This is a genomic window from Paraburkholderia sp. WC7.3g, from assembly GCF_050436345.1.
Classification (GTDB): Bacteria; Pseudomonadota; Gammaproteobacteria; order Burkholderiales; family Burkholderiaceae; genus Paraburkholderia; species Paraburkholderia podalyriae.
This window is the reverse complement of record NZ_JBNDMA010000004.1, coordinates 778978-802408: the sequence shown is the minus strand read 5'-3', so window position 1 is coordinate 802408 and position 23431 is coordinate 778978. Positions and strand designations below refer to the sequence as shown.

Below are 23431 nucleotides of genomic sequence, written 5' to 3'. Positions count from 1 at the left end.
GTCACGCCGACCGCAACGGTGGGAGTAGTGTCGAAACACTGTTGAGGAAGGCGCGAACGGTCATCGCGATCACTTCTTCCGCTGGCGTCGAGTTTTCGTTCGCATAGACGCGCCGGCGGATCGCGAGGTGCGATACCGCGCCATGCAGGAGCCAGCCGACCTCCTTGAGTGCGTCCATAGTCGGCGGAACGGCCCGTCCCGCGTCGTGCGCTGCCTCGGTCACAACAATCTCGAGAGCGTGCGTCACCATTGCGTCCGTGTAGCTCGGTGCCATTCTCAAGCCGGCCAGCGACGAATAGAGAAATAACCTCAACCAGTGGCGCGTGAGCAAGCTCTCGTAATAATCGCGGTAGAAAGCGAGGAGACGCGCCTCCAGCGGTATGCTTCGATCCTTGAGATTGGCGAACCATATCGCCTTGAATATGCCAGCGATTTCACGGTTGTAGACCTCTCCGATCAGCGCCGCCTTGTTCGGAAACAAGCTATAGAGCAGTCGCTGCGAGACGCCGCACGCCTTCGCAATCGCTCGTGTCTGGGCATCCAGGCCGTGCTCGGAAAAGTACTCGGCCGCCTTCGCAAGCACACGCGCTTGGCGCTCGGCGCGGGATATGCGTTGCAAAGCCTTGATCGCAGACCGCTTCCTGCGGTTCGAGGTGACAGGCGGCGCCTCCATGTCCTTCACGCCGCTGGCTGCTTGATTCGAATCTACTTCGGCCCGCGTGGCCCGACGTCGCGTCGCGCGACTGGCCTCAGTCGACAACTCCGCTTTTGCTACGCCTCCGTGAATGCCCTTCATGGCTCTCCTGGTTTTGAGAGTGCTGCTTTTACGGATAGTCACCGGGGGCGCCGAAAGCGCGTGACCCCTATAAGGCTCGCACAACGAGATTAGCGAAGGCGAGTTCAAACTGAGACACTATCCGGCAACACGTTAACTTGACGGTGTCGACTGGAGGGCTTTTGGGGGACCGGAGTTGTCCTGACAGCCCGGGCCGCCACCTTCCGGTTGGCGGCTGGGCTCGCCGGCTGGGGCATTTCTCAATACGTTGCCTCAAGCAGGTAGCTCTTGAAGGCGTCCGTGAGCCCCTCAGCGCGACGGTGGAGGATGTTGTGACCGAGCAGTCCGTATAGCGCGGTTGCAATGCCGATGGCGGTCGCAAAAAGCGCGGAGCCGATGCCCCGGCTGACCGCGCCCGGATCGGAAATGCCACCCGCGGACAGTGCGTTGAACGTGTCCATGATGCCAAGAATCGTGCCGAGCAGACCCAGCAGCGGCGCCGCCGTCACGATGGTGTCGAGCAACCACAGACGCGCATTCACCTTGGTATCGACGCGCAGGAACAGTGCCGCGGACACATCCTCGACCCGGGCACGCTGCACGCCAGGCGCTTCTTGAACGTCGATATATTCGACCATCGAGCGCACCAGCACGTCCTTGGAGGTGATGCCGCGGATGGAGGTCGCCGTATCGCGTTCCGTCAAGCGGATTGCTCGAGCGATCCGCTTCGACTGCACGCTGAGATAGATGTAGTAAAGAAGCCTTTCCATGATCACGAAGGTAACAACTACGATCCCTGCATAGAGCAGGTCGATGCTGAGATTGTGTAAGGTAGTTTTGTCGAACGTCATTTTTTACTCGCGGGTTGGGCGGTCGTAACCGCGTGGTCAAGAAAGCGCATGTTATTCAGGCGCGCTAAAGGTCATCTGAACCTGGAAGGTGTGGCTAGGCGAACCAGGCCACGCCTCCGCAGGGATCGGTAGCGCGCCATAGGCGCCGCCGCGAACTTCGCTTACCGCCGTCTGGTCCAGTACGGGAGAGCCGCTGCTGCCGACCACGGTGACGTCGCTGATGTCCCCGGCACGGCTCAATACGAACTGCACCATTACCTTGCCTTGCAGACGCTCCATTCGAGCTTCCATCGAGGTTGGATAGCGGGTCAGAGTCCGTATGTAGCTGCGCAGCCGGCCTACATACGCGCCCTCGACGCTTGGAGAGCCGACGGGCGGTGCTGGCGGGCTGACCTGGGACGTTGCCGGCGGTGCTGGCGGGCTCACCTGGGGCGTGGCCGGCGCGGGCGGCTGCTGCACAGGTTGCGGCGGGTGAGGTGCCACGATGTGCTTCGGCTCCTCGTGATAGTGCGGCCGCGGCCGCACGATCTTCGGCGGCCGAGCCTGGACGGGGATTGTGGGCACGTTCGTCGCCGGTGGCGGCGGCGGCTCCACAGGTTCCGGCGGCGGCACTGGTTGAGCTTGCGGCGGAGGTGGAGGGGCAGGCGAAGCCGCTGGCGGGTTATCGGCCAGCGTGACGGTAACGGCCGGTGCGGGCGGCGGCGCCGGCGGGGTCGGCTCCGGCATGCGTGGCAGGCCAACCAGCAGCAGCACGCCTGTCGCTGCGAGAGCCAGGCCCGTTGGTACGAACTCCATAAGGTCGCGCTCTGGAACGCGACGCCGTAAAGTTGCAGCGCGTAGAGAAAAGGGCTTTACCGTACTCACAGTCACTGCCCCTTAGCAATGATCGACGCCGCGGGAATATTGGCCTTCTTCAGTGTGTCGAGCACATCAACCAGGTTCTGCAGCTTGGACGCGCCGTCACCTGCGATAATCACGGTCGGCTTTTGCTCCTGCCCCGCCAGTCCCTGCAGCCGCGACTCAAGAGCGGCTATCTCGACCAGTTGTCCGTCAAGATAGGTTTTGCCATCCTCGGCGATGGTCAGCGTGATTTTCTTCTGGTTGACCACTTTCTCGGTCTGCTTGGAATGTGGCAGTGCGACCTTCAGTCCAAGCGCGGGCAGAACATTCATACTGATCAATACGAAGAAGGCCAAAAGAAACATCATCACATCGATCATAGGGATGATCTCGATGCGAGACTGTTTCTGCTTGCGTTGCGGGAACTGTCTCATTTCACTCTCTCCAGCGTGGGCAAGATTCAGCCCAGGCAAAACTTAACTTCACAAAACCAGCGCACATGGCATGCGCGCATACAGCTTCTGCTGAGACGACATATAGAGGCTGCGCTTGCTGCCCGAACTCGAGAAATCCGTGACCTTGATAAACGTCCCGTCGGGCTGGCGTTTATAGACGATGATGCCTTCGTCTCCAGACTTGAAGACTCGCCCGGACGCGCCGTCCCAAATCAGATGGTCTGCGACATTTTCGATGGGGTAGAACTTTCCGAGATCGCGACCCGCTACGAACAGCTCGCGATCGGCGGCATCGAAATCCATCCGGGTGTTGCGGTTCATTCCAAAAAGGGAGTGGGTTGGGCCCACTCCCCCTTATTGGCCCCTGTGTGGCAGTTTAGAAATCAGTTCTTGCTCGACACCGTGTAGACGTCAAGCGACGTAGGATGACCCTCTTCCGCCGTGCGGCCGATGTAGAACTGCTTCAGCTTGGGAACGTAGACCGAACTCTTCCCGCCGACCTGATCATTGATTTGAACCGGCGCGAAGTGATCTTTGTCCACCCGTGCCAGAACCGTGAATCCCTTGTCAGCGGAGACGAAAATCCGATCCCCGTGGGGGTCGTACGTCATGTCGTCTGAGATGTCGGCAACATCCGCTGTCGAGAGCAGCTGGCCGTTGTCACTGTTGATGACGAACAATTTGCCCGGCGCACGGCCAACCACAAACAGGCGGTGGTTCTTGGCGTCCAATCCGATCGGCGTATTCTGGTTGAGACCGGGGATCTCCCAGCTCTTGATGAATTTGTTCGTCTTCAAGTCGAACAGAGCAACGGTCTTCTTGTCGCGCAGGTTCATGAAGAGCGTGCCGGTCCGGTCGTCGGCCACCATGCCCTCGATATTGTCCGAGTCAATTGTGTCGTGCGCGATTTCCTTGTGCGCATCGACGTCGATTACGTGCAGAACCGACGTAGCCATGGGCTGCGGCTTATTCGCCTTGCCGCCGCTCTTGACGTAGAGGCGGTGGCTCTTCTCGTCGAAATATGCCGCGTCCGGTCCCGTACCGACAGAATAGGTGCGCTCCACCTGCATGGTGTCGGCATTGATCGCCTTGACGGCCGGTGCATTAGTCTCACTTCCCCCGTCGACAATCAGGATTTCGTTTTGGCTCGGCGCAAAGAAGATCGAGTGGTTCTTGTCGAGGCCACCCACCGAGCGCAGATGTTCTCCGGAGGACAGATCGAAAACTTCGATCGTGTGCGTCCCCTGCGCGCTCGAGTAGAGACGGTTGTGAAGGAAATCGACGGCGAAGTGGTCGAAATCGCCTTTGGTGATCTCGGGCAGGACGACACTGCGCTTCAAGGTGAGTGTCTGCGCCTGCTCTGTCTGCGCCTGCGCGGTAGAGAACCCTGCAACGAGAAGCGTAGCGGCGAGTGCGATGCTTGCGGAAATACGTGTTCTCTTCATGTGACAACCTTTCATGTAAAAAAACTAGAATGCAGAGTTGCGGACGTTTAAGTTAATGGGCCTCGCTCACCTCGTAGCGATCGAGACCGGCAGCGATACCGTTGTCCGCCGTAGCACGACATAGAATTGATGCAGATCGGGCAACGCGGGAACGACGTCCCCGCCGCAGCGAGGCGCCTAGATCAGGGGCACCTTGATCGTTGCAAACACGCTCCGTCCCGACTGGGTATAGAACAATCCGTCCCCACTCGCCGTGTAGCCGCTGAACTGCGTGATGCTGCGACTGTTGAGTATGTTGTTCAGGTCGACGGTCAGCTTGACATTCTTCAGGCCAAGCCCCGTATCCCTGAACGTGTATGAGAAACCCGCATCGAGCGAGTTATACGGATTGATGCCTTGGGTCTGGTTGACATCGCCATAGCTGGAACCGACCCACTTATCGAGCAACGACGCATAGACGTTGTGCGCGTTGTAGATGAGTCCGCCGGCGGCAGTGGCCTTGGGCGCATTCGGAACCCATTGACCGGTTTGCTTGTTCTTCGCGCTATTGAGGCTGCCGTTTCCGTATAGGCTTAGTCCGTTTTCAAGGTAGTAGGTCGCTTCCGCCTCTACACCGAGATAGTTCACGCCACCCTGGTTGAAGAATACCGTGTTGTTGCCGGCGGTGCGGCTACCGATGAGATTACCGAAATCGATATAGTATCCATCAACCGACGCGGAGAGACGCTGCGCCTGCCAGGTCGTGCCGACCTGATAGTTCCACGTTGTCTGCGGCGATATTTTGCTCTGCGTCGGATCCACGACGTTGAAGTAGCTTGACTGCGGTGCAAGGAACCCGCGGGCAACCTGCGCATAAGCGGACCAGACCGGGCTGATGGTGTAGCGCGCCATCAAGGAAGGAAGCGGTGAGCTGTAGGTCTGAGAAAAGTTAAGCGCGTTCTTGCTGCTCTTATTCACCTGAGCATCGATGCCGCGGATGAAGATGCTCTCCTTGACACCTCCAATAACCTTCAGTCGGTCTGTCACGTTCCATTCGGTTTCGAAAAACGGCTGAATGGTGGTAAGCGTGGTGTTATATAACTGGCTGATTTGCTTGCTAGGGTTGTTGGGTGGGTTCGGCGCATTGTTCAGGGTAAGATCGACATTGAACGCATTCCGGTCATTGGACTGACGTTCTACCCAGAACCCTGCGCGGAGCGCTCCGAACGATGTATCTTTTTGTACACTAAGCGTGTCACCGAACGCCCGATAGTAGCTCGCCGAAGTTTGCCCCGGGACGTTCGTTTTGCTATAGAAAGTGCCATTGGGGCTCGTGCCCATTGGGTCGGAGCCGTTCAAGCTGTCACGATAATAGCCATATGTGTAGACCTTGTTATGGACCGACCACCCACTCCCAAGGTTTGAGTCGATACCGATATACTCAAAGTCGTTATTGAGGTTGTCGTAATTGAATCCGTAGTAGTTCTGCTTCGTCGGATCGTTCGACCACGCGTAACTTGGGCCGTACTTACTGATTTGCGCCTTGGTCGCGCCGAGCGGGGTGTGCAGTCTGATGTTGTCGTACATTGCGGCAAACGTCAGCAGCGTGTCATTGCCGATCGGCTGCACCCATTTCCCGAAAATGTTCGTGCGCCTTACGCTGGCATTGCTCTGGGCTCCGTCAGAATTGATGTGTTCTGCATCTATGAAGCCGCTGCCGCCATTGAGCGACTGCACGCGGCCGCTATCGACCTGAAGGCCCCCCATAAAGGTATTGTAGCTTCCCGCTGAGCCGTACGGCGTGACCTGGAACTGCGAGTCAGGCGTTTTCGAAAGCAGCGAGACTGTTCCGCCGAACGTTGCATCACCGATGGTCGATGCCGTGCCCGGGCCGCGATCAACCGAGATCTGCCCCAGATCGTTCGTCATGAACCATGCGGCGCTGTTATGCGCAAAATTCGTGCCGTCACCGAAGGGAATGCCGTCGAAGGTGACGTTGAACTGGCCGTCCTGGAAGCCCCGAATCGTCAGCCCCTTGCCTTCGGAAAGGCCCGGACCATTCGGCTCGGTGCTGGTTACGCTAGGAGCGATGCGTATGGCCGTGTCGTAATTAGCCGACGGCGCGACGTTGTTGTCCAGATACTGCTTGCTGATTACCGCGGTCGGTTGCATTGCGGTCAGCGGTGTTTTGGTCGGCGCCTGATAGGGCGCGCTCTGCGTATCATTCGGGTCCGGCGGCGTGAGCAGACTATTCGGCGCAGAACTGGCACTCACGGTGCCGATATCGGTCGCGTCGCCCGCGGCAAAGGACATCGTGGGCGTGAAGAGCGCCACAGAGGTGGTGACTCCGCCAAGCAACAGCACGGACTTCCGGCAGCTCCATCCATGGTTTCCTGCGCCTCGGCGTTTCCTGGAGACGGCTTGCGGATGATGACTTGTCAAAGCGGCCTCCGGTGCGGGGCCGGGTCGAGCATTACGGCTAACAGCGAACACAGCGTTACTCCATGCGGGGTTGTAGTGTCCACGTCGGGCGTGACAGCACGCGCCGTGAACACGGCCCAATGATGTTTTCAGAACACGACGAGGGGTTACTACGAATCAGCCCTGAACTTTGTAGATTTCAAGGCCTGCATCGGGAGCCGAGGTGCGGGTATGCGGAACATAAAGCTGGTCCAGGCTCGGCACGAGGACCGAGGTCTTGCCGCCATGGGTATCGACCCGAGCGATTTCATGATAATGGTCGGCGTCGTCCTGCTGATAGGCCATCAGGCCTTCGGCTGCGCTGACATAGATGCGCTTTGTTCGCGCGTCATAGGTCATGTCGTCACCGATGTCCGCGCAGTCGTAGGTCGCGATCGTCGCACCGGTGTCAGAGTTGAGGACGAACAGCTTGCCCGGCTTGCGACCGGCGATAAACAGCCGGTGGTCCTTGGCGTCGAACGCCATCGGTGTATTCAGCTTGAGATCCGGCACCGACCAGATCCGCGCGACGGTGTCCTTGTTCAGATCGATGACGCCGACCGTGGACTTGTCGCGGAGATTAACGAACATGCGCCTAGTCGCCTGGTCGATTTCCATCGATTCGACGTTGTTTGCCTCGACGCGGATCTCGCCTTTCACAGTGGCATCCCTGGTCGAGATAGCAGTGATCATCGAATAGTCGGCCTTCTCGCCAAGGCTGTTGCCGACATAGAAGTAACCCGTCTTCGGGTCATAGACGCCGGCATCCGGAACGGCCTTCAGGTCGATCCGCTTGATGAGGTGCAGATCGGCGCCGTCGAGGACCTTGACCGAGTTCTCGCCGCCATCGGCCACGAACAGCTCGTTCTTTTCGACGTTGAGTGCCAGCGTATGCGGCGTTGTGACCGGACCGCCGCTCGCCAGATGCTCACCGGTCTTGAGGTTGAACACCTCGATCGAATGGTGCTTTTCAACCGAGACGTAGAGGCGGTTGCGCTTGAGGTCGACGGCGAAATGATCGAAATCGCCATCAGTGACGTCAGGCAGCGGGATGGTCTTGATCAATTGGACCGGTACGGCGGGTTCTGCGGCGTGGACTGCCGGACCCATGAGGCAAGTTACTGCGATTGCGGTGCTACCGAGAAACTGATTGAATTTCATTTTATAGAATCCCAAACTATTTGCTGGCCGCGCAGCGGGTGACAGGATCGTCGACCGCCGCGGCATTTTTATGTCGCGGATCACAACGTGGCACCCCACGTCGCGGCATTTCGATCCGCATTCATGCTTGAAAAAATGAACGTTACGAAGTTCGCTTAACTCACTAAGGAGTACTTTTGAGTCAGCATCGTTCACCTCATCCCAGAGTCTCGAAAACGCCTACAACGATCCAGCGGCCTTTCCAGCTCGGCGCAGTGGCAATGCCAGATCCATCCCTTGACTCCTGTTCATAACGCCACCGCAAGGAACGGGTTGCCGTTCGTCAGCTTTTTCGGTTGCGTTCGTGTTGGACGGATGATGAGCTTGGCAAATTAATCGGTCGTGAATCGAAGATTACAAGATCGACAGAGCCAGTTTGCCAAGACAGTATTCCAGACGATTTTCAATTGCGTTCACGTTGGACGGATGATGAGCGTGGAAAATTAATCGGTCGTGAATCGAAAATTACAAGATCGACAGAGCCGTTTTGCAAAGACAGCATTCCCGACGGCAGGCGCAGCGGTATCCTTTTGGCCGCGCTTCGCGAGGTTGAATTGTCCTTTACGAAACCGCGATCATTTTCTGAAGATCGAGGCAGCCCAAAGCGGGTGTTCCATTTCGCCGCTCATGGCGCATCTGCGAATGACGGCTTTGGCCGACAAGCAACACTTCACCGTCGCGAATTGAATGGCCGATTCCTGAGTGGAACCGACGCTTGAACGTCCGAGCGACGGTGCAAGCGAATGACTCTTCATGGCCGGCCTCTGCCTGACGGCGATCGGCAGAGCCCAACCGGGCTCCGTGCCGTCGACGGCTAGACGGTCGAATCCCGGTCGCGACCGTCCCTTGCGGAGCCTCGCAGCTTGCCCATACGCGAATTTCCGGCACACTACGGGCATCCTCGCTCAGCCTCACATGCCATGCCCCATTCGTTTAAGCCTACCGCCGAACAGCACGCCGTCGTAGATGGGGTTCTTGGCGGCGGCGACCTGAAGGTTAAGGCGTATGCCGGCGCGGGCAAGACTTCGACGCTACGGCTGGTTGCCGATCATCTCGCCGGTAACCGCGGCAGCTATCTCGCCTTCAACAAGGAAATCGCCGGGCACGCTCGCCGCGGCTTTCCGCCGAATGTCAGCGCGCGCACGGTGCATTCGCTCGCGTATGCATCCGTTGCTCCCGCCCTGACCGCGCGCGTGAATCTCCCGGCCGAGCCACCGCACGAATTAGCTGCCCGCTATGGCCTCGGACTGATACAGGTGCCCACCATCACCGGCAAAACCGTCGAAGTCACGCCGTTCGAAATTGGCCGGATGGTTGCCGACGGCCTGGGCAGATTCTGCCGCTCGGCGCAGCTGCGGCCGGAGGCTTTCCACATCCCTGTCGACGAAAAGGTACATGACAAGGCGGCCGACTGGCTGCGCGAATCGTTGCTTCCCTGCGTAGTGCGCCTGTGGAATGAGAGCACTGACCCACGCGGGCGCAGCGCCGTTACGCCGGACGTCTATTTAAAAGTCTGGGCGCAGACAGAACCGCGTATCGATTCGGACTTCATCCTGTTCGACGAGGCGCAGGACAGCGATGGCGTCATGCTCTCGGTGCTTGGCCGCCAGCGCCACGCGCAGATCATCTACGTCGGCGACCCCTACCAGCAAATCTATGAGTGGCGCGGCGCGGTCAATGCGATGGCACAGATCGACGCGCCCGAGCGTGCGCTAACCGAATCCTTCCGCTTCGGACCAACGTTCGCGGCGCTCGCCAGTCGTATTCTCGCTCTGCTTGGCGAGCGCACGCCCATTCGCGGCCAGGCCCACATCGGTTCGATCTTGGTGGAAGATCCGAATATCTCACCGCCCGTCGATGCCATCTTGTGTCGCAAGAATGTGACGGCGATCTGGCAATTGGCCGCGGGCGTCGAAGCGGGTCATAAGCCCGCGATCCGGATGAGTCCCACGGAGATCGTAGCGTTTGCAGACGGCGCCGATCAGTTGCTGGCCGGCAAGCGAGCTTTCCGGCCAGCGGCATTTTCGCTGTTCGAAACGTGGAAGGACGCTCAATCGTTTGCCCGGAGCGCGGTCGGGCGCGACCTACTACCGATCGTGCGAATCGTCGACGAGTGTGGCACCGCCTACCTGCGGGCGCTGGCGCAGCGAGCTACGCCCGAGTCAGGCGCCGACTACGTGATCTCGACCGTGCACCGCGCGAAGGGACTGGAATGGAAACGGGTGAAAGTAGCCAATGATTTTCGCTTCAAGACCGTTGACGGGCGCCTGACGCTGGACGAGGACGAGATGCGCCTGCTTTACGTGGCCGTGACGCGCGCACAGCATGTGCTGGACATCTCCGAGCTACGCGAGGAGCTTTTACGGTTGTTCAACTCGCGTCGGTGACCGCGCAGGGCTGCTCCGTGCCAGGATGACTTTCAACGCCGAACTTTGTGCTTGCTGACGGCGGACGCCGCCGCCGCACCTCGAGGCAAAACCGCGGTTGGACGACATCTACCTGGGGACGCAGGACGCTTCAGAAACGGAAAACAAGCACGGTAGCGACGGAACGATCGTCGCAAATCGACCCGTTTGGGCCATTCAGATTCAATGACTCAACGTCTGTTGCCCTCATGAGCGGACGTGCACAAAGAATAGAGAAAGATCGCTCCTGGCCGGTGGATCCACGCTGTGAATAGTGGAGAAATGGCCCCCGGAAACCACTGCCACCAAGGTTGCAGGTTCAGCTCCAATGCTCCGCTATCGAAATGCGGGCGGAGCACACCCTCGAAAATGTGAATGACGCCCACCCCTGCTACCGCAGTACTGATTGCGAGCTCAACTGCCGCGCCGGGCCTGACTACGGGCGGCCACGGAGGATCCAGCCGCACTATCTCGCCGTCCCGCTCAAAATCCCGGGTCGGCCTCGCGCCCCCGGCGAACGGGCCGCGCAAGCATGCGTGGCACAGCAGGTGGGTATTCCGGCAACGGCGGCCCCCGCGGCAAAGGCGGGCAGCCCGATCGAGTCGGCAAAGCGTTGCTAAACGCCCCAGCCGTTTGGCGAGCCACGCAGACGTCATCGGGGAGGCACGCACCGACTGACGCAATCGCCGCGGAATTGCTAACGGCGACCGCGTCGTGCAGCAAGCAACGCGAATGCGTTACTCCCGGTCGTCCTCTGCCGGTACGAAGGCCATGCCGTGCGGACTGACCAGATTGGTCACCAATGGAAGGAGCGCTCCGCTGCGCAAATCGAGTTGGCCGACATAACCCGGCACTGGCGGCGTAGTAGTGGCTACGCCCGTGGACGCCGAGAATGCCGCATTGCGTTGCCAGACGTCAGCACTAATCTTGTACACCGTGTTTGCCTTCGTGTCGGCCACCAGCAGGAAGCCCCGTCGGGCAGTGGCGAATACCGTATCGTCAACCTGCACGTGGCCGAGAAGTGGAAGATATTGCACTCGCGGTTCACCGCCCGACGAGCGCAAGAGGACAAGCTGACCATCTCCCTGATCATCGAGCAGTAGATCACCCGACGGCGTCAGCGTCATCGAATCCGGATCGGTCAGGTTGAGATCTGCCACCGTGTCAAACGGAATGTTGCTGGCGTCAAGTGTGCCGCGCAATACCGGAAAGACGTCGACCATGTGGGTGTTTGGATTAAGGTGCGCGCGGACAATTGCGGGACCCCTATTCTGGCCGCTGCTGTTAAGGGTGGGATTGGACGCGCTGAAGTAGACCTGACCATCCTTGAACACGATGTCATCGTAACCGCCACCGTGCAGCGTCTTGCCAAAGGAATAGGGCTTGGATGCTTGGCCGGTCGCGGGGGTTATTATGACCAGGTTCGGATTCGCATCCTCATTCTGCATCGCCCAGATCTCGCGAGTGTACGGATTGACCTTCAGGCCATCGTTGTGTCCCGCCACTTCATAAGTCTTCACGACACTGCCGTCCAGCGCGTATTCAACAATCTCGCTCATCGCGCCATTCGAGCCATCCGGTGCGCCGGAGTTTGCATAGCCGACCCAGACGTGATCGTCGAGCACCGCTAGTGAGTCTGGTGCGCTGAACAACCCACCGGAACCAGTCGTGAAGACGCTTAAGCTAAAACCCGGAGTGACCACCGGCTTCGCCGAGGTGTGCGCGTCGGCGCCGCCAGCCGCGAAACAAATTGCGATGAACGCGGTGCAACTGATGCGGCTTACTGCGTAGACAGGTCGAATGCTCGGCATGTTCGTCTCCTGAAACGTGTACACGGTTTGGGAAAGCGCGAGGCGCAGAGTGGACTCCCCCGAAGCTGACTTGATGAATGGCCGGGTATGAAACGTAGTAGGTCGAAAATGTGACTGTATGGTGACGCCAGCATGGAGCGGCGCCGAGCGTCGTGCCCGTGAGCCGTCCATGCTCGCGGGAAGCAGCCCATACGGGAGCCCCGAATGGCCGGCTGGGGACCGGGCTTGTTGTGGAGTTGTTACATATCGGCCACCGTGCCGGGGTCCTTTCTCTAGAGTCAGCTTCGGCGCAGCTACACGAACTGAATTTGCATACTTTCCAGGAAGGAAAACTGCGACACGCGGACCCGCACGCGTCCGCGCCAGTATGCGCCGTATCGTCGCTGCAAAGAGATCGACCTTTGCCCGCGTTCCGCGACCGGCCGGTATGGCCAAATCAACGGTCGTTAGGCGACGTTTCGCGACTATCCCTTCGTGGCCGATCGCTGCCCACGAGACGATTGCAATCAGCGCCCGACCAAGCCTTCTTTCCTCATCCAGGCAACTGTATCTGCAAGCAGGCTGTCCAACGGCGTTTCAACGTAGTTCAGCTCACGCATGGCCTTCGTCGAATCGACGCGGAGTGTTCCGCAGACCAGCGTCGCACTTTCGGGCGTCACGTCAGGCTCCTTTCGAGTGAGCCACGACAATGCTTCGGCGAGGTGAGCGAATGCCATCAATGCCCACGCCGGCGTGGCTTCGCCAGGTGTGCGCTTGCACAATGCAGCGCCCACGCGGTGCACGAGGTCGACGTAGCTTGCATGCTCGCCACCGACCAGATAACTTTCGCCAAACCGCCGCCGTTGCCAAGCACGCACCTGAGCCCTGGCGATCTCTCGTACATCGGCAAAAGAACCACTGCCCGGTGGTATGCCCGGTAGCTCCTCGCGGTCCACCATCAAGATGAGACGGGCCCAGTTGTGACGGTCGCCCGGACCCAGGATGTGGGAGGGGTTAAAGACAATCCACGGCACGCTGGAGCGCCGCACGGCCTGTTCGCCGAGGAACTTGGTGCGCTCGTAATTGATCCAGCTCTCGGCCCCTCGCTGCGGCACTGACTCATTGAGCGTTTCGCGCGCGAGGTGCGAGTACGCCGCGACCGAAGACGTGTGCACAAAGGCCTGCACACCGGCCGCGTCGGCCGCTCTAAGCAGGTTTTCGGTCCCCTGCACATTGGTAGCCGTCTGCGTCGCTGCCCTCGTCTTCCACATGCTGGTATCCGCCGCTGCATGAAACACCGCCTCGCAACCGGCCAGCACGACATTCAGGGATGCGGGATCCGCTAACTCGGCGCGAATTGGCACACCGCCTTGCTCGGCGATGATCGCGTCGGAATCAATTCGACGGGAAAGCGCCCGCACCTCGTGGCCCGCAGCAAGCAGTTCACGCAACAAATGCCCACCTAGAAAACCGCTTGCGCCAGTCAGAAGGACAGCGGCCATGTTCGGACCTGTTTAGTAGACCAACCAGAGGCACCCGGTCGATCTGGACACCGGGAAAGGCCTAACGACCGCACCGCACCCAACGTCAATTCCCACACTATTGAACCGCGATCCTGCGTGACGCGAGACCTTCGTGACTTGCTCGCGGGCAGGGGCGGGACTGCCGACAGCTTTGCATGCAGCCAGTCGGCTGTTTCCTTGTCGTAGACCTGTTCGCCGCCCACGTACACCGTAAACGACTTCGCCTTTTTCTTGGGGGTTGCCGATCGTATCTTTCGTCCATTGATACAGCGGATACTGGTCCCGACCCGCATGCTCCGCCTCCTCGACGTAATCGGCGAATACGTCGAACTGGCACTTCAACGAGGCGTTGCGCTGACGCAAGACGGCATCGAGCAAATCGCACCCTTCTTGCTGCCCACGCGCCCGCAACAAATCGGCCAGTTCGGGCACGACGGTGATCTGGATTTGGAACTGTCACCTGTCTGTCCTCCATGTATTCTCCTGCGGTCGCTGACCATGAGACTAGAGCTTGAGATCGATGATGACGAGGCATCCCAAGCGCGGGTAAAAAACAACGGGTCGACGCGAAACCAGCTGTCACCGATTCGCAGGCGTCGCTGGCGGCCCATAAATGCGAAGTCGCTACCGAGCTCGAGCAGGAAGTCCTCAAGCCGGTGGATAAGTGCTTCCTCGAGCCGCGTCTCCGAATATTCGTCTTTCAGGTCGACGAGTTCGAGGACGTACGGATCCTTGATCGCTTCTTCGGGCGTGACTGCATCGCCGTGCTGCGCGATGCTACCTTTCTCCAGCATCGCGCGCTTGTTTTGGGACATTAGCGTGCGAGTGTGGAACCTGGCTGCCAATCTGCCAGTCCAGCTAACCCACGCTCCAACCGCCACGCAACGCCTCGGCTTCATAAAGGCGACGCTCTTAAGGCGAACGCGTACGCCGCATCAGGTGGACATAGTGCGTCCAGGAAAGCGGAAAGGTCTCAGCCAGTTGCTGGAGCGAAAAAATCCGAATCGGTGATTCGGAATTTGCCGTCGGCGCTGGCGCCGCAGATTTCCGAACAACTGAGCGCGCGATCCACTTTCCGACCGCTTCGCGCCTACACAATCGGCGTCATTGTGTGCTCCAACGCGCACCGCTCTCAACGCCGCAAGAACCACAACAGTGCGGATACCACGACCGAAATCACGATGCACGTGATGATCGGGAAGTGGAAGTTGAATCCGTCGTGGACGATATGAATGTCGCCAGGCAGCCGGCCGAACGGGATGCGCGCGAGCCAGTGCCATCCGAGGCCGGCAAGAATGCACAGTATGCCAACGACGATCAGGAAACGGCTCATGGAGCGCAGTCACTCACGGTAGCGGATGGGGCAATCATAGGCCCACGCATGCGGACCTGCCAGAGCTGCTGGCCGCGGGCGCACGCCCGTTGCGCCCCCCAGCTTTGCCTCCATCAAGCGCGCAGCGCAGGGAGCCGGCCAAACAATGCAAGGTCGTCGTTGAGGAAGCGAGATCTGGCCAACGGCGCACGCGCCGACCGATGTCTGTTCCCGGGCGACACGACGGGCTCTTCACGACCCGTTTCTGTCCTTCACGCCGTCAACACTTGAAGGGCCGCTTGCGAAGTAAAGACAGGCATCAATAAGTCCAGCGCAGTCGCTGAGCCGTGACCTCACGTATCGGCGCTCGCGCACGCGCATGTTTCTTGATGCGATGGAGCGCGGGGTGAATTCCTACCGCTTATTGCACTGCACGATAGACGATCAGTCGGCACGGCGAGTCAATGCCGAGCCGCCATCGACGTGGCGAAGCTGTCTTCGAGCATCAGGAAGCTGGCGATCTTTCCATCCGCGAAAGTCAGGATGATTGCGAACGCGCTATTGATCAGCTTTCCCGTGGCGTTGATCCGGGTTTGGAGATGGCCAAGGATGACGGCCCGCTCGTCGCTTGCCAGAACATCCTTGATATCAAGGCGCACGCGCTCAATCGTGGTTTGGGTGTCCCTGACGAAGTCGGACATGGCCTCGCGCCCGGTTTTGTGCCCAACCCAAGGCAACACACCTGAGTCGCCAGGAATGTTCCAATCGAGATTCGGTGTGCATAACGCGGCAATCTCGACGCCGCTCGCGCCGGACCCGATCTTTTCGAGGAACTGCTGCGCGAGGCGAATGTTTTCTTGCATATTCATCGTGTTTTTCCGGTTTGTGCTGCTCTGCGGGAGGATGGAAGCGAGGTGCTGAAGCGTCAGACCTGCGCGCGTCCACCGTCGACGAACAACTCGATGCCAGTGATGTAGCTGGCATCGTCCGAAGCGAGGAAGGACACCGCTTTGGCGATCTCGTCGGCGGTACCAACCCGCCCAAGCGGGGTCGTTTCCGCGACTTCCTTGCTGTACGCGTCGATCTGCTCGTCAGTCAGTCTGAGTTCGGACTTGTAGGCAGGCGTAACCACGACGCCGGGCGCAACCACGTTCACGCGAATGTCACGGCCTTTGAGGTCGGATGCCCAGGTGCGCGCGAACGAACGCAACGCTGCCTTGGTTGCGGCATAGACACCGAACGCGGGGGTGCCCTGGATTGCCGCGATCGATCCGGTTATCACGATTGCGCTGCCTGGCGGCATCAATGGCAGTGCGGCTTGCACGGTGAACAACGTGCCTTTCATGTTGATGCCGACGTATTTTTCGAATTGCGCTTCGGTAATACTGCCGAGCGGCGCAAACTCGCCGCCGCCCGCGTTCGCGAAAAGAATATCAATCTTCTGGTGCGCCGCCGACACGGTATCGATAACGCTTTGAAGGTCGACCGTCGAAGAGATATCGCCCCGGATCGCACGTGCGCCGTGCCCGATCTCCACCACCGCTGCGTCCAGTTCCGGCTGGCGTCGTCCGGTAATGAAGACCGTTGCGCCTTCGCGAGCAAGGCGTTTTGCGGCGGCAAGGCCGATCCCGGGTCTGCCGCCGGTGACAAGCGCAACCTTGCCGGCGTGTTTGGTGACGTGAATGTTGGCGTGAAGAGGAGTAGTCATCTGGGGCTCCTTGTCGAGCGGGGTTGATCGATGACTCAAGCGTATATAGATTTCAAACAGAGATAAATACGGTACCTGTGGTTTCTTTATCCATGATTGTGGATAATAGAAACCGTATCGGGCGCAACCGAGACGCCCAGGCAAGACCGTTTCCTAAACGCTATTCTCCGCGGTGAATAATTTGCGAGGTGAATCAATGGATCATTTGCAGGCCATCCGCATCTTTGCCCGGGTTGTCGAGACAGGCGGCTTCGGACGAGCCGCGCTTTCCTTGAACATGCCGAATGCCACGGTGAGCAAGTGGATCAAATCGCTCGAAGAACATCTCGGCGTGAAGCTGCTGGAACGCAGCACGAGGAGCGTCAGCGTAACGACCGATGGGGCTGCCTACTATGAACGTACGCGTCACCTGCTCAGCGAACTCGATGACATCGAAGCCACGCTTGGCCGGGATCAGGCAAGCCCGCGCGGCGCCTTGAGGGTCGACGCTGGCGGATCGACCGCCAGCGGCATCATCATCCCCGCATTGCCGGCCTTTTGCGCGCGATATCCTGAAATACAGATGCAACTGAGCGTCACCGACCGCACTGCCGATCTCATCGCTGAGAACATCGACTGCGCGATTCGAAGCACGGCCAATGATCCCGCTCTGGTGACGCATTCGATCGGCACGCTCTCATGGACCACATGCGCGAGTCCCGCGTACCTGGCAGAGCACGGCACGCCGAAACATCCGCGCGAGATCGTTGATAGGAACATGCCAGTGGTTGGATACTTTTCCGCGAGCACCGGGCTTACGCAGCCGCTTCAATTCTGTCGGGGTGCGGAGACTGTTACGCTGGATCGTCCACGCAACGACGTGCTCGTTAGCGAAAGCAACGCGCATCTCGCGACTGCGCTTAGCGGTCTCGGGATAGTTCACACGCTGGACTTCATGGTGCGCCCTTTTATCAAGCAGAAGAAGCTTGTGCCTGTTCTCGCGGAATGGCGGCCCGCGCCTATCGACGTCTACATCGCTTATCCGCCGAGCCGCCGGTACAGCACCAAGGTTAGGGTGTTTGTCGACTGGGTAACCACGCTGTTCGCGTCGGTCTGAGTGACGGCGGTCGGTGACGACCACAAACGCAAAGTCATCGAACTCGGCCGCCTCATTACGGTGACGGGCTGCGCTGATCAGCATGCGCTTCTGCCATTCTGACCCGGACCGCTAAAGAAGCCCACGCGATGGGCTTTGGACATCTTTCTACCGGGACCCGCGATATACAACTCCCAAAGAGTGATTGGCCGTTGTCTCAGGAGAAGCGGCCGGTTGAATGTCCGGTTGAGCGAACGGGTGAACGACTGAAAGTGGCCGCTCACTGCCTTAGGCGATACGCATACGAACCCTCAACTTCGCAAGGCACCGATCGGCAGCACGCGACCCGAAGCGGTCTTACCTGCTTACGTCTGAATGACGGCTGTTTTCCAGGGCGAAGCCGTCATTCGCCCCTTCGCTTTAGCTGGTAAATCCTCCCGTGGAACCGGTCGAGCACGGCCACCGGCATACTCCAATAGTCGATACGACTCACGACGCCCGCAACTCACGGACCCCCTTACCTATCCGCCGCCGCAGCAGCGTGCGCAATGTGACGCCGTCGGCGTAGCCGACCTGCTCGGCGACGCGATCCACGCTAAGCTTGCTCGTCTTCAGCAGATGGACGGCGCGCTCGACCCGCAGATCCTGAATATACTCGACGGGCGTTTTACCGAGCACCTCGTTTAGACGTCGCGTCAACGTTCGCTTGCTGGTCGCCAATGCGTCCGCGGCGGCGTCGAGCGCGATGGCCGTGTCGAGGTGTTCGCGCACCCAGCGGTCGAAACGCTCGACGAGCGGGTCCGAATGGGCCAGGTGATCGGAGATCGCAAAGGCAGACTGCGACGGCCGCGAATCGAATACGAGGTACTTGCCCACGAGCGCCGCAAGCTCCGGGCTGTTGTTGCGGATCAGCCAGAGCGCCAGGTCGAGATGGCTCAGGGCGGCCCCCGCCGTCACCGTGTCGCCGCTGGGAACGACGATGCGATGCACATCCAGGTGCACTTGAGGGTACCGCTGCCGGAACACCGGTGAGAGCCACCAGGTGGTGGTGGCTTCACGCCCATTGAGCAAGCCGCTTTCGGCCAGCACGAAGGTACCCGTACAGGCGGCTCCGATATGTGCGCCGGCACTGTGCCACGCGCGCAATGCACCAAGCGCGTCGATCACGTCGGCCCGGCCGAGCGAAGGCACGAGCAGGTCCGTCGTCGTCCTGTTGAGAGCCGGTACAACAACCCAATCCGGGGCGGGTCCGTCTGTCGTATCGCGGACGGGCACCTGCAGCCCGAGCGCGGTGCGCACCTCTGGCCGCATCCCGGCCACGGTGATGTCGAAGCCCGGCGTGGCCATCCCGGTCGCGCGCGCGAGTTCGTTGGCCGTCGTCAAGGCATCGAGCACGGTGGTGAGGCCGGTGTCGAACACCCCCTCGAGCGCAAGGACAAAAATCCGCATGGCCGAATCGATACCAAAGTTGTCGATTGCGACAGTATTTCCCGGCGCGCTCCGTTTGTAAAGTGTCACTCACCGGGTGAATGGATCACGCGGATACCGGAGAGCAAAGATGATCAAGAAAGCACTATTCGTACGACTTGAAGCCAAGCCTGGAAAGGAGCAGGCGGTAGCAGACTTCCTTGACGCCGGCCTTGAGATGACAAATCAGGAGGCGACCACACCGATCTGGTTCGCCCTGAAGCTCTCGCCGACGACGTTCGGCGTCTTCGACGCCTTTGCGAGCGAAGAGGATCGCCAGGCACACCTTGCCGGCGACATGGCCAACTCGCTGATGGCGCGAGTCGGGGAGATGCTGGCAAGTCCGCCGTCGGTCGAGCTGATCGACGTTCTGGCTATGAAGCACGAGCTGGCCTGATTCCCGGTTATCTATCACCGATCAATCCTCGCCCGTCAAGCGTGATTGCGCGAAACGACGGGCAACGACAGACAATCCTGGAGAGTAAAATGTTTGCACTGCGAAAGAACCTGGCGATTGCCGCCCTGATTGCCCTGGGCGCCACGATGGCTCACGCCGAGGCAAAGGCGGCTGCGAAAGATGTTGTCATTGTTCACGGCGCACTGGTGGATGGCTCCGGCTGGCGGGCCGTCCACGACATCCTGGTCAAGGATGGTTACCATGTGGCGATCGTGCAGGAGCCGCTCACGGGCCTTGCAGAAGACGTCGATGCCGCCAGGCGCGTCATTGATCAGCAGCAGGGCCCGGTTGTGCTGGTCGGCCATAGCTATGGCGGCTCCGTGATCACGGAGGCAGGTGCGGACCCGAAGGTCAGCTCGCTCGTCTATGTGGCCGCACTGCAACCCGACGCCGGCGAAGCCAGCGGCCAGCTGCTGCAGAAGTTCGCCGCGCCCAACGATGCAATGCGAGCGACGCCGGACAAGTATTTCTTCCTCCCGCCGGCGAAATTCCGTGAGAACTTTGCAGCGGACGTCTCGCCATCGGACGCGCAATTCCTGGCGGACTCGCAGGATCAACTCGCCGAGAAAGCGTTGGGCGCACCGGTGTCTGTGGCGGCATGGCGAACCAAGCCCAGCTACGCCATCCTGACTACCCAGGATCATATGGTGAGCCCCCAGCTTCAGCGCTGGATGTATCAACGCTCGGGTGCCAAGGTGACCGAGGTGAGCGCAAGCCACGCTGTCTTTATCTCGCAGCCGGCCGCGGTCGCGCGAGTGATTGAGGTTGCCGCGAAGTCGACGAACTGACCGGTAATCGTCTCGATGGGGCACCTGTCGGCTTGGCGCCGACGGCCGACACCGTCGCCAGTCGGGCCGCCCCCATCGCAGATATCCACGTGAGTTGTCAAATCCCACGTGGGTTGTCAAATCGCGGCAATCGCGGCTGGATGTCGCTCAGCTCGGCACATACCCCTAACCCTTCACGGATGTCGCCACCATGCTCTTACTGATCCTTGCCTACCTCGGCGGTGCACTGACCATCCTCAGTCCGTGCATCCTGCCGGTGCTGCCTTTCGTATTTTCGCGAGCAGACCGCCCGTTCGCGCGCAATGGACTGCCGATGCTGGTGGGCATGGCGCTGACTTTCGCCGTGGTCGCCACGCTGGCCGCTGTTGGCGGCGGTTGGGCCATCCGCGCCAACCAGTACGGCCGCTTCGTCGCCTTGGCCGTGCTCGCCGTGCTTGGCCTGACCTTGCTCTCGGGGCGCGTCTCGGAATGGTTCACCCGTCCGTTCGTGGCGCTTGGCAACAAGCTCACCGAGCACACCGGGAGCCAGGACGATTCGGTGCTCTCGGCGGCTGGGCTGGGCGTGGCCACGGGGCTGCTGTGGGCGCCCTGCGCGGGCCCGATCCTGGGCCTGCTGCTCACGGGCGCCGCTCTCAAGGGCGCCAGCGTCCAGACGACGTTGTTGCTGCTGACCTACGCGGCGGGCGCGGCGACCTCGCTCGCGCTGGCGCTGCTGATTGGCGGACGCGTCTTCGCCTTGATGAAGCGCTCGCTGGGCGCCGGCGAATGGGTGCGCCGCGCCCTGGGCGTGCTGGTGCTGGCAGGTGTGGCCGCCATCGCGCTGGGGCTGGATACCGGGCTGCTGACACGCGTGTCGCTGGCCAGCACGGGCGGCATAGAACAGAAGCTGATCGACGCGGTGCGTCCTGCGCCTCTCGTGCAGATCGCTGTGAAGGCCGGCGACACGCTGCCGGTGGAAGGCGATCTGCCCACGCTCGATGGCGCCACCCAGTGGCTCAACAGCCCGCCGCTCACGGCGCAGTCGCTGCGCGGCAAGGTGGTGCTGGTCGATTTCTGGACCTACTCCTGCATCAACTGCATCCGCTCGCTGCCCTACGTGCGGGGCTGGGCTGACAAGTACAGGGATTACGGCCTGGTGGTGATCGGCGTGCACGCGCCCGAGTTCGCGTTCGAGAAGAATCCGGGCAACGTCATCCACGCCGTGAGGGAGCTGGGCGTGGACTACCCGGTCGCAATCGACAACGGTTACGCCATCTGGAAGGCCTTCGGCAACGAGTACTGGCCTGCGCATTACTTCATCGACCCGCAGGGGCATATTCGTCACCACCACTTTGGCGAAGGCGACTACCAGCAAAGCGAGGACGTGATCCGCCGGCTGCTCACCGAGGTCGGCCAGAAGGACCTGCCCGGTGGCTACGTGCAACCGAACGCGCAGGGCGCGCAGGCCGCCGCCGGCTCAGGCGATGCCAATCGCTCGCCGGAAAGCTACGTCGGCTACGCACGCGCGCAGAACTTCGCCGGCGGCCAGATGGCGCAGGACGCGACCTCGACGTATCATGCGCCCCCGACATTGATGGCCAACCAGTGGGCGCTCGACGGGCGCTGGTCGGTGAGCGACGAAAATGCGCGGCTCGACAGCCCCAACGGACGTATCGTCTATCGCTTCCGTGGCCGCGACCTGCACCTGGTGCTGGGGCCCGGCCGCGACGGCCAGCCCGTGCGCTTTCGCGTGCTGATCGACGGCAAGGCGCCGGGCGCCGACCGCGGCACGGACATCGATGCGTATGGCTACGGCACGGTCACCGGGCAGCGTCTCTACCAGCTCGTGCGGCAGGCCAATGGTAGCGGCGAACGCACCTTCGAAATCACGTTTCTCGACCCTGGCGTGCTGGCTTACGCGTTTACGTTCGGCTGAGTCCCACCTTTGGCGCGAGAAGAGCCTCATGTCCCACCTTCACACTATAACCGCCTCCCCAAAGGCGGACACATCGCCGCCTGGGAGCAGCCACAAGCGTTCTTGAACGAGGTTCGCGCGAGCTTCCGGTCGCTGCGCTGATATCAAACGTGCGGACGACGCCGTGCGAACGGCGTTCGGTGCGCGTATCGTGCGGTGTCGGTTTTGAGATATATTTTCGGGTGCCGCCATCCTCCCCAAGAGCACCAAGAGCAAGGAAGAGTGTCCGCACTGTCACTCACCATCGCCCGCAAGGCGTCCCCGAATCACTGATTTCGACTGTCAAGCAAGGGGTATGGAATGAACAGCATCGCACTGGCCTGCACCGGTGTCCTCGGTTTGTTTCTGTTCGTACTTGGACTCACCATCACGGTCGTGCGCTCTCGCGTCGGGCTGCTGAGCGGCTACGCGCCTGAACCTGACCGGCTGCTAACCAAACTGGTTCGCGCTCACGGCAATACCGCCGAGTACGCGCCGTTCTTTGCGGTGCTATTTCTGTATCTCGGCTCTCAGAATCCGCCTCACTGGCAGCTCTGGTGCATGGCAGGTGCAACGGCCTGCCGCTTGCTCCTGGTGGTTTCGCTACTTGCCTGGCCCACCATGTCGAAGCCCAATCCGGCCCGTGCTATCGGGGCGTTGGGAACCTACGCGTTCGGGGTGGCCCTCTGTATCGCATTGCTCGTTGGCCGTTAGCCCTCCGGCCGTGTCGTGTCGTTTGCTCGAAGAGGAGAGGACATCATGAAACTGGAGCGACGCCCCCCGCCGACACGTGTGCGTCGTCAAAGGCAGACGGGACTGGCCTGGTGCCATCCCACGGTGAAGGTCCGCTGTTTGAGCGTAGCCGCCGCTCGAATGACCGCGTGACGGAGATAGCGAACGGCAGATCATGGCCCGGACCGTGTCAAAACACGTGGCCGCCAACGGCTTCGTAAAAATTGGCCTTCGAG

The 23431-nt window shown here is 60.4% G+C and carries 21 protein-coding genes; 6 read left to right on the top strand and 15 right to left on the bottom strand.

All coding sequences use genetic code 11. The features are described from left to right. Nucleotide 1: 1 nt before the first annotated feature. From OKW43_RS37015 to OKW43_RS36980, 8 genes are all read right to left on the bottom strand, one after another. Nucleotides 2-796 carry a TetR/AcrR family transcriptional regulator gene (locus OKW43_RS37015; protein ID WP_429453505.1) on the bottom strand — a complete coding sequence of 265 codons (795 nt, stop codon included), beginning with the start codon at nt 794-796 and terminating at the stop codon, nt 2-4. A gap of 239 nt (nt 797-1035) precedes the next feature. Then, the gene (locus OKW43_RS37010) at nt 1036-1626 is read right to left on the bottom strand and encodes a MotA/TolQ/ExbB proton channel family protein (protein ID WP_429453503.1); all 591 of its coding nucleotides are present in this window, start codon (nt 1624-1626) and stop codon (nt 1036-1038) included. Between the two features lie 51 nt (nt 1627-1677). Then, nucleotides 1678-2352, bottom strand: a complete 675-nt coding sequence (locus tag OKW43_RS37005; RefSeq protein ID WP_429454743.1) for an energy transducer TonB — start codon at nt 2350-2352, stop codon at nt 1678-1680. A 140-nt stretch (nt 2353-2492) separates the two neighbouring features. After that, nucleotides 2493-2900, bottom strand: coding sequence for an ExbD/TolR family protein (locus OKW43_RS37000; protein WP_429453501.1), 408 nt, complete (start codon nt 2898-2900; stop codon nt 2493-2495). A gap of 48 nt (nt 2901-2948) precedes the next feature. Beyond that, on the bottom strand, nt 2949-3242 hold the full coding sequence (locus OKW43_RS36995; protein WP_429453499.1) for a hypothetical protein: 294 nt from the start codon (nt 3240-3242) through the stop codon (nt 2949-2951). A gap of 62 nt (nt 3243-3304) precedes the next feature. Beyond that, a complete protein-coding gene (locus OKW43_RS36990; RefSeq protein ID WP_429453497.1) occupies nt 3305-4366 on the bottom strand; it encodes a YncE family protein in 1062 nt (353 codons plus the stop codon). A 177-nt stretch (nt 4367-4543) separates the two neighbouring features. Next, on the bottom strand, nt 4544-6709 hold the full coding sequence (locus tag OKW43_RS36985; protein ID WP_429453495.1) for a TonB-dependent receptor: 2166 nt from the start codon (nt 6707-6709) through the stop codon (nt 4544-4546). A gap of 234 nt (nt 6710-6943) precedes the next feature. Beyond that, nucleotides 6944-7966 carry a YncE family protein gene (locus OKW43_RS36980; RefSeq protein ID WP_429453493.1) on the bottom strand — a complete coding sequence of 341 codons (1023 nt, stop codon included), beginning with the start codon at nt 7964-7966 and terminating at the stop codon, nt 6944-6946. 959 nt (nt 7967-8925) lie between these two features. Here OKW43_RS36980 and OKW43_RS36975 point away from each other — a divergent pair. Continuing rightward, nucleotides 8926-10392, top strand: a complete 1467-nt coding sequence (locus OKW43_RS36975; protein ID WP_429453491.1) for a 3'-5' exonuclease — start codon at nt 8926-8928, stop codon at nt 10390-10392. A 755-nt stretch (nt 10393-11147) separates the two neighbouring features. Here the strand turns inward: OKW43_RS36975 and OKW43_RS36970 are convergent. The 6 genes from OKW43_RS36970 to OKW43_RS36945 all read right to left on the bottom strand — a co-directional run bounded on the left by OKW43_RS36970 (nt 11148) and on the right by OKW43_RS36945 (nt 16887). Beyond that, on the bottom strand, nt 11148-12221 hold the full coding sequence (locus tag OKW43_RS36970; RefSeq protein ID WP_429453489.1) for a hypothetical protein: 1074 nt from the start codon (nt 12219-12221) through the stop codon (nt 11148-11150). A 506-nt stretch (nt 12222-12727) separates the two neighbouring features. After that, nucleotides 12728-13702 (bottom strand): NAD-dependent epimerase/dehydratase family protein, encoded by a 975-nt coding sequence (locus OKW43_RS36965; protein WP_429453487.1) that lies wholly within the window; start codon nt 13700-13702, stop codon nt 12728-12730. 359 nt (nt 13703-14061) lie between these two features. Beyond that, nucleotides 14062-14538, bottom strand: a complete 477-nt coding sequence (locus tag OKW43_RS36960) for a PDDEXK nuclease domain-containing protein (RefSeq protein ID WP_429453485.1) — start codon at nt 14536-14538, stop codon at nt 14062-14064. A gap of 317 nt (nt 14539-14855) precedes the next feature. Further along, on the bottom strand, nt 14856-15056 hold the full coding sequence (locus tag OKW43_RS36955) for a DUF2905 domain-containing protein (RefSeq protein ID WP_429453483.1): 201 nt from the start codon (nt 15054-15056) through the stop codon (nt 14856-14858). A 440-nt stretch (nt 15057-15496) separates the two neighbouring features. Further along, entirely contained in the window at nt 15497-15904 is a 408-nt protein-coding gene (locus OKW43_RS36950) for a nuclear transport factor 2 family protein (RefSeq protein WP_429453481.1), read from the bottom strand. Between the two features lie 56 nt (nt 15905-15960). Further along, the gene (locus tag OKW43_RS36945) at nt 15961-16887 is read right to left on the bottom strand and encodes an SDR family oxidoreductase (RefSeq protein ID WP_429453479.1); all 927 of its coding nucleotides are present in this window, start codon (nt 16885-16887) and stop codon (nt 15961-15963) included. Between the two features lie 52 nt (nt 16888-16939). Between OKW43_RS36945 and OKW43_RS36940 the strand changes: the two genes are divergently transcribed. Beyond that, nucleotides 16940-17839, top strand: coding sequence for a LysR substrate-binding domain-containing protein (locus tag OKW43_RS36940; protein ID WP_429453477.1), 900 nt, complete (start codon nt 16940-16942; stop codon nt 17837-17839). A 468-nt stretch (nt 17840-18307) separates the two neighbouring features. Here the strand turns inward: OKW43_RS36940 and OKW43_RS36935 are convergent, their stop codons facing one another. Further along, a complete protein-coding gene (locus tag OKW43_RS36935) occupies nt 18308-19267 on the bottom strand; it encodes a GlxA family transcriptional regulator (protein WP_429453475.1) in 960 nt (319 codons plus the stop codon). Nucleotides 19268-19376: 109 nt separating this feature from the next. Between OKW43_RS36935 and OKW43_RS36930 the strand changes: the two genes are divergently transcribed. The 4 genes from OKW43_RS36930 to OKW43_RS36915 all read left to right on the top strand — a co-directional run bounded on the left by OKW43_RS36930 (nt 19377) and on the right by OKW43_RS36915 (nt 23177). Then, nucleotides 19377-19682, top strand: a complete 306-nt coding sequence (locus OKW43_RS36930) for a putative quinol monooxygenase (RefSeq protein WP_429453473.1) — start codon at nt 19377-19379, stop codon at nt 19680-19682. Between the two features lie 89 nt (nt 19683-19771). Then, a complete protein-coding gene (locus OKW43_RS36925; RefSeq protein ID WP_184070408.1) occupies nt 19772-20530 on the top strand; it encodes an alpha/beta fold hydrolase in 759 nt (252 codons plus the stop codon). A gap of 190 nt (nt 20531-20720) precedes the next feature. Next, the gene (locus tag OKW43_RS36920; RefSeq protein WP_429453471.1) at nt 20721-22445 is read left to right on the top strand and encodes a cytochrome c biogenesis protein DipZ; all 1725 of its coding nucleotides are present in this window, start codon (nt 20721-20723) and stop codon (nt 22443-22445) included. A gap of 339 nt (nt 22446-22784) precedes the next feature. Further along, entirely contained in the window at nt 22785-23177 is a 393-nt protein-coding gene (locus tag OKW43_RS36915) for an MAPEG family protein (RefSeq protein ID WP_429453469.1), read from the top strand. The last annotated feature ends 254 nt before the right edge of the window (nt 23178-23431 follow it).